5 protein-coding genes and 1 pseudogene are annotated in these 4,616 nt (G+C 71.8%); all 6 read right to left on the bottom strand.

Features of this window, described 5'->3' with window-relative positions; translation table 11 throughout:
• On the bottom strand, positions 1-915 hold a 915-nt coding region (gene serC, locus AOK18_RS22225; RefSeq protein WP_055695488.1), incomplete at its 3' end, for a phosphoserine transaminase.
• Between the two features lie 138 nt (positions 916-1,053).
• The gene (locus tag AOK18_RS22220; protein WP_055695487.1) at positions 1,054-2,319 is read right to left on the bottom strand and encodes a cytochrome P450 family protein; all 1,266 of its coding nucleotides are present in this window, start codon (positions 2,317-2,319) and stop codon (positions 1,054-1,056) included.
• On the bottom strand, positions 2,316-3,551 hold the full coding sequence (locus AOK18_RS22215) for a cytochrome P450 (protein ID WP_055695486.1): 1,236 nt from the start codon (positions 3,549-3,551) through the stop codon (positions 2,316-2,318). The genes AOK18_RS22220 and AOK18_RS22215 overlap by 4 nt, the downstream gene beginning before the upstream one ends.
• Positions 3,548-4,132: a GTP-binding protein gene (locus AOK18_RS22210; RefSeq protein ID WP_055573661.1), complete on the bottom strand. Its 585-nt coding sequence runs from the start codon at positions 4,130-4,132 to the stop codon at positions 3,548-3,550. The genes AOK18_RS22215 and AOK18_RS22210 overlap by 4 nt, the downstream gene beginning before the upstream one ends.
• Positions 4,133-4,145: 13 nt before the next feature.
• Positions 4,146-4,493, bottom strand: a complete 348-nt coding sequence (locus tag AOK18_RS22205) for a DUF742 domain-containing protein (RefSeq protein ID WP_055573656.1) — start codon at positions 4,491-4,493, stop codon at positions 4,146-4,148.
• Positions 4,490-4,616, bottom strand: a pseudogene (locus AOK18_RS22200) (roadblock/LC7 domain-containing protein); the annotation flags it as partial. The pseudogene AOK18_RS22200 and the gene AOK18_RS22205, both read right to left, overlap by 4 nt.

The raw sequence follows: 4,616 nt of genomic DNA, 5'->3' as shown, positions 1-4,616 counted from the left end.
GGAGCGCTTGGCCGGGTCGGTGACGAACGGGGTCGCGAACTTCGACTCCTCGGCCCAGCCGTACAGGCGGGTCGACGAGTCCTCGGTGCGGCCGGTGGCGAAGTCGAGGCCGCCCTGGCCGTTGATCCACTTCAGCTGTTCGTTGAGGAGGAACAGGGTGGACAGGGCCGGGGTGTTGTACGTCTGGTTCTTGCGGGAGTTGTCGATCGCCGTGGGGAGGCTGAAGAACTCCGGGATGTGGCGGCCGCCCGCGTGGATCCGCTCGGCGCGCTCGATCGCGGCCGGGGAGAACACGCCGATCCACAGGCCGCCCTCGGAGGCGAAGGACTTCTGCGGGGCGAAGTAGTAGACGTCCGTCTCGGCGATGTCGACGGGCAGGCCGCCGGCGCCGCTCGTCGCGTCCACCAGGACCAGGGAGCCCTCGTCGGCGCCGGGCACCCGCTCGATGGGCATGGCGACGCCGGTGGAGGTCTCGTTGTGCGTGAAGGCGTAGACGTCCACGCCGGCCTCGGCGGCCGGCTCGGGGTGCGTGCCCGGGTCGGCGGCGATCACGGTCGGTTCGGCCAGCCACGGGGCGAGCCGGGCGGCCTTGGCGAACTTGGAGCTGAACTCGCCGAAGGTGAGGTGCTGCGACCTGTTCTCGATCAGGCCGTGGGTCGCGACGTCCCAGAACGCGGTGGAGCCGCCGTTGCCGAGGACGACCTCGTAGCCCTCGGGGAGCCGGAACAGCTCGCCGATGCCCTCGCGCACCTCGCCGACCAGGTTCTTCACCGGGGCCTGGCGGTGGGAGGTGCCCAGCAGGGACGTGCCGGTCGCGGCCAGCGCGTCCAGCGCTTCCGTCCGCACCTTGGAGGGGCCCGCGCCGAAACGACCGTCGGCGGGCTTGATGTCAGCAGGAATCCGGATCTCAGCCACAACCCCGGAGCCTAGCGGCTCGGGGAAACCCGGGTGAAGCATCGTCCGTCGGCTGAGACGCGGACGGAGGGGGCGGCCGGACGGACGTTTCCCGTCCGGCCGGCCGTGCGGTCCCGTCCCCGGGGCCGCCCCGTCGCGTCAGTCCAGGGTCACCGGCAGCTCGTACAGGTCGTTCTGGGTGACCACCGGCTTGTTGCGCAGTTCGTCCGCCGGGACCGCCAGGTCCAGCTTCGGGAAGCGCGCGTACAGGGCCGGCAGGGCCACGCCCGCCTCCAGGCGGGACAGGGCCGCGCCGGGGCACACGTGCGGGCCGTGGCCGAAGGAGATGTGCCGGTGGGCGCTCTCCCGGGTGATGTCGAAGACGCCGGCGCTCGGGCCGTGCGCCCGCTCGTCCCGGCCGATCGCGGCGTACGACACGATCAGCGCCTCCCCGGCCGGGAGGACCCTGTCCCCGACGGGCACGTCCTCGGTCGCGAACCGGACCAGGACGTGGGAGGTGGGGGTCGCGTACCGCAGGGTCTCCTCGACCACCGCCGACCAGTCGGCCCCGCCGGACAGCACCAGCTCCCGCTGCTCGGGGTGCAGGGAGAGGTTCACCACCGCGTTGACGATGAGGGAGATCGTCGTCTCGTGGCCGGCGGCCACCATCAGCTGGAGCGTGGCGACGATCTCCTCGTCGGTGAGGCGGTCGCCGTCCTCCGAGGCCTGGATCAGCGCGGAGGTCAGGTCGTCGCCCGGGTTCTCCCGCTTGTGCGCGACCGTCTCGGTCATGATCCCGGCCAGTTCGGTCAGCGTCGCGACGACCTCCTCGGGCGGGGTCTGCGTGGAGAAGAACTTCTCGAAGAGCTCCTTCAGGCGCGGCAGCCGCTCCTCCGCGAGCCCCATCAGGTCGGCGATCACGTACATCGGCAGCGGGTAGGCGAACAGGGCCTTCAGGTCGACCGTCCCGCCGGGCGCCGCGGCCACCTGGTCCAGCAGGCCCTCGGTCAGCTCCGTGACCCGCTCGCGCATCCGCTCCACCCGGCGCACGGTGAGCGCCTGCGCGACCAGGGTGCGCAGCCGGCGGTGGTCGGCGCCGTCCACGGTGAGCATGGAGCGGGGCGGGTTGGCCAGGCCGATCAGCGGCCAGTCGGGGGCGATCTCGCCGCGCTGCCAGGCGCCCCAGACGTTGATGTCCTTCACCAGGCGGGGGTCGGTGAGCAGCTTCTTGGCCTCGGCGTGGTGCGTGACCGCCCACACCGGCACGCCGCCCGGCAGGACCACGCGGGCGAGCGGGCCCGCGGCGCGCAGCGCCGCGCTCTCCGCGTCCAGGTCGGAGACGAACGGGTCCAGGGGGATCGGGTTGCCCTCGGTGCCGGGCTCGGTGCCGGGCGCGGGTGTCCGGGTGTCCGTACCAGCCGTCATGTGCGGGAGCCTCCAAGGGCGGAAGTGGGTGTGAAGGTGACCGGAAGTGAGGACATGCCGCGCAGCCACGGCGACGGGCGGCGGGACAGGGACGCGGCCGGCACCGCCAGGTCGATGTCGGGCAGGCGGTCCAGGACGACCTCGATGCCGGTCCGCGCGATCACCTCGGAGATCTCCTGGGCGGGGAACGGGCAGCGGTGCTCCCCGTGGCCGAAGGAGAAGTGGGCGCTGTTGCCGCCGGTCAGGGCCGAGCCGTCGGTCCGCACCTGCGGATCGGAGTTGGCGCCCTGGAGGCCGAGGAGCACCATGTCGCCGGCGCGGATGCGGCGCCCGCCCAGCTGGGTGTCGCGGGAGGCCCAGCGGCCGGCCACGTTCTGGGTGGGGGTGTCCTCCCACAGCACCTCGTTCATCGCCTCGGCGACGCTGTTGCGGCCGCCGAACAGGGAGGCGGCGAACCGCTTGTCGGTCAGCATCAGGTGCAGGGAGTTGCCGATCCAGTCGGCGGTCGGCTGGTGCCCGGCCGCCATCATCACCATCAGGTCCTGGACGACCTCCTCGTCGGTGAACCCGGAGGTGTCGGCGAGCATCCGCGACGCCACGTCGTCGGCGGGCTCCTTGCGGCGCGCGGCGACCAGGTCGGTCATCGACGTGAACAGGTGGGTCTGGCCCGCCAGCGCCCGCTCCCGCCCGTCGATCATGTCGTTGAGGGCGGTGACGAGCGCCGGTCCCTGTTCGTCGGAGAAGCCGTAGAGCCGGGTCAGCACGCGCACGGGCAGCAGCATCGCGAACTCGTTGACGATGTCGGCCGTGCCCCGGGGGCAGATGCCGTCGATCAGTTCGTCGGCGAACCTCTCGGCGTAGCCGCGCAGTTCGAACGGGTCCACCGCCTCCAGCGCGTGGACCAGCATCCCGGCCCGCTCGCGGTGGCGCTCGCCGACGGTGTAGAGGATCGACGGCTGCTTGCGGCCGATCATCGGCAGCAGCGGCCAGTCGTCGGGGATGTTCTCCCACTGGTTCCACAGGTCGGAGTCGCGGCTGAACAGCACCGGGTCGCCGGTGATCTGGTGCAGTTCGCGGTAGCCGAGCACCAGCCAGGCCGGTACGTCGCCGTCCAGGATCACCGGGACCACGCTGCCGTGGTCGCGCCGCATCCTCCGGTACACCCCGGCGGGGTCGTCCTGGAGGAGGGGGCCGCTGAAGTGGACCGGGTGGGGAGCGGAAGCGGGGCTCACACCAGCTCCTGACGGGGGGCTCGGGCCTGGTCGGCGTAGAGGGTCTGGATGTGCTCCACCAGTGTGATCAGCACCAGCTTGCTGGACTCCCGGGAACGCGCGTCGCAGGTGACCAGCGGGACGTGCGGGTCGAGGTCGAGGGCCTCGCGGATCTGCTCCGGCGCGAAGGTGTGGCCGCCGAAGTCGTTGCAGGCCACGATGAACGGCGTGCCGTGCTTCTCCAGCCGGTCGATGGCGTACCAGGAGTCGTCGATGCGCCGGGTGTCGACGAGGACGACCGCGCCCAGGGTGCCGGAGAACAGCCGGTCCCACAGGAACCAGAAGCGCTCCTGGCCGGGCGCCCCGAACAGGTACAGCACGTTGTGGCTGTCCAGGGTGATGCGGCCGAAGTCGAAGGCCACGGTCGTCGAGGTCTTGCCGTGCACCCCGCTGAGGTCGTCGACGGCCTCGCCGGCCTGGGTCATCGTCTCCTCGGTGTTGAGGGGACGTATCTCGCTGACCGAGCGGACCATCGTCGTCTTGCCGGCGCCGAAGCCGCCCACGACCACGATCTTGAGTCCGTTGTCGGCCGACACGCCCAGTGGTGTACGCGTGTCAGAGGTTGCGGAGTCCAACGAGCACCTGCTCCAGGATGTCGGGGTCGGGTACGGCGGCCTTGCGCGGGTGCCGGGCGCTGACGCGGCCCGACGCCTGGAGGTCGGCGAGCAGGATGCGGGTGATGCTCACCGGCAGCTTCAGCTCGGCCGCGATCTCCACGACCGCCGTGGGCCGTTCGGTCAGCCGGAGGATCGCGGCGTGCTCGGACTGCATGCCGGGCACCGGATCGCATTCGGCGACGACCAGCGTGACCAGGTCGAAGGGGTTGTCGGGCCCGGACCGGCTGCGTCCGCCGGTGACGGTGTAGAGGCGGTCCGGGGAGTCGTCCCTGCCCGGCCTGCTCATGAGGAGCGCGGAGGAGCGGTCAGGTGGTCCCCGAGCTGTTCCACGAGCTCGCTCATGTTGTGCCCGATGAGCCCGGCGTCGGCGTCCTCACTGGTGACCACGGCCAGGTGCGCGCCCTGGCCG

Source organism: Streptomyces prasinopilosus (assembly GCF_001419695.1).
Classification (GTDB): domain Bacteria; phylum Actinomycetota; class Actinomycetes; order Streptomycetales; family Streptomycetaceae; genus Streptomyces; species Streptomyces prasinopilosus.
The sequence above is the reverse complement of the archived record's forward strand: the minus strand, read 5'-3'. Positions and strand labels throughout refer to the sequence as shown.

Coding starts and splice junctions, on each gene's coding strand:
- AOK18_RS22220 (WP_055695487.1), bottom strand. CDS start 2,319: ATGACGGCTGGTACGGACACCCGGACACCCGCGCCCGGCACCGAGCCC.
- AOK18_RS22205 (WP_055573656.1), bottom strand. CDS start 4,493: ATGAGCAGGCCGGGCAGGGACGACTCCCCGGACCGCCTCTACACCGTC.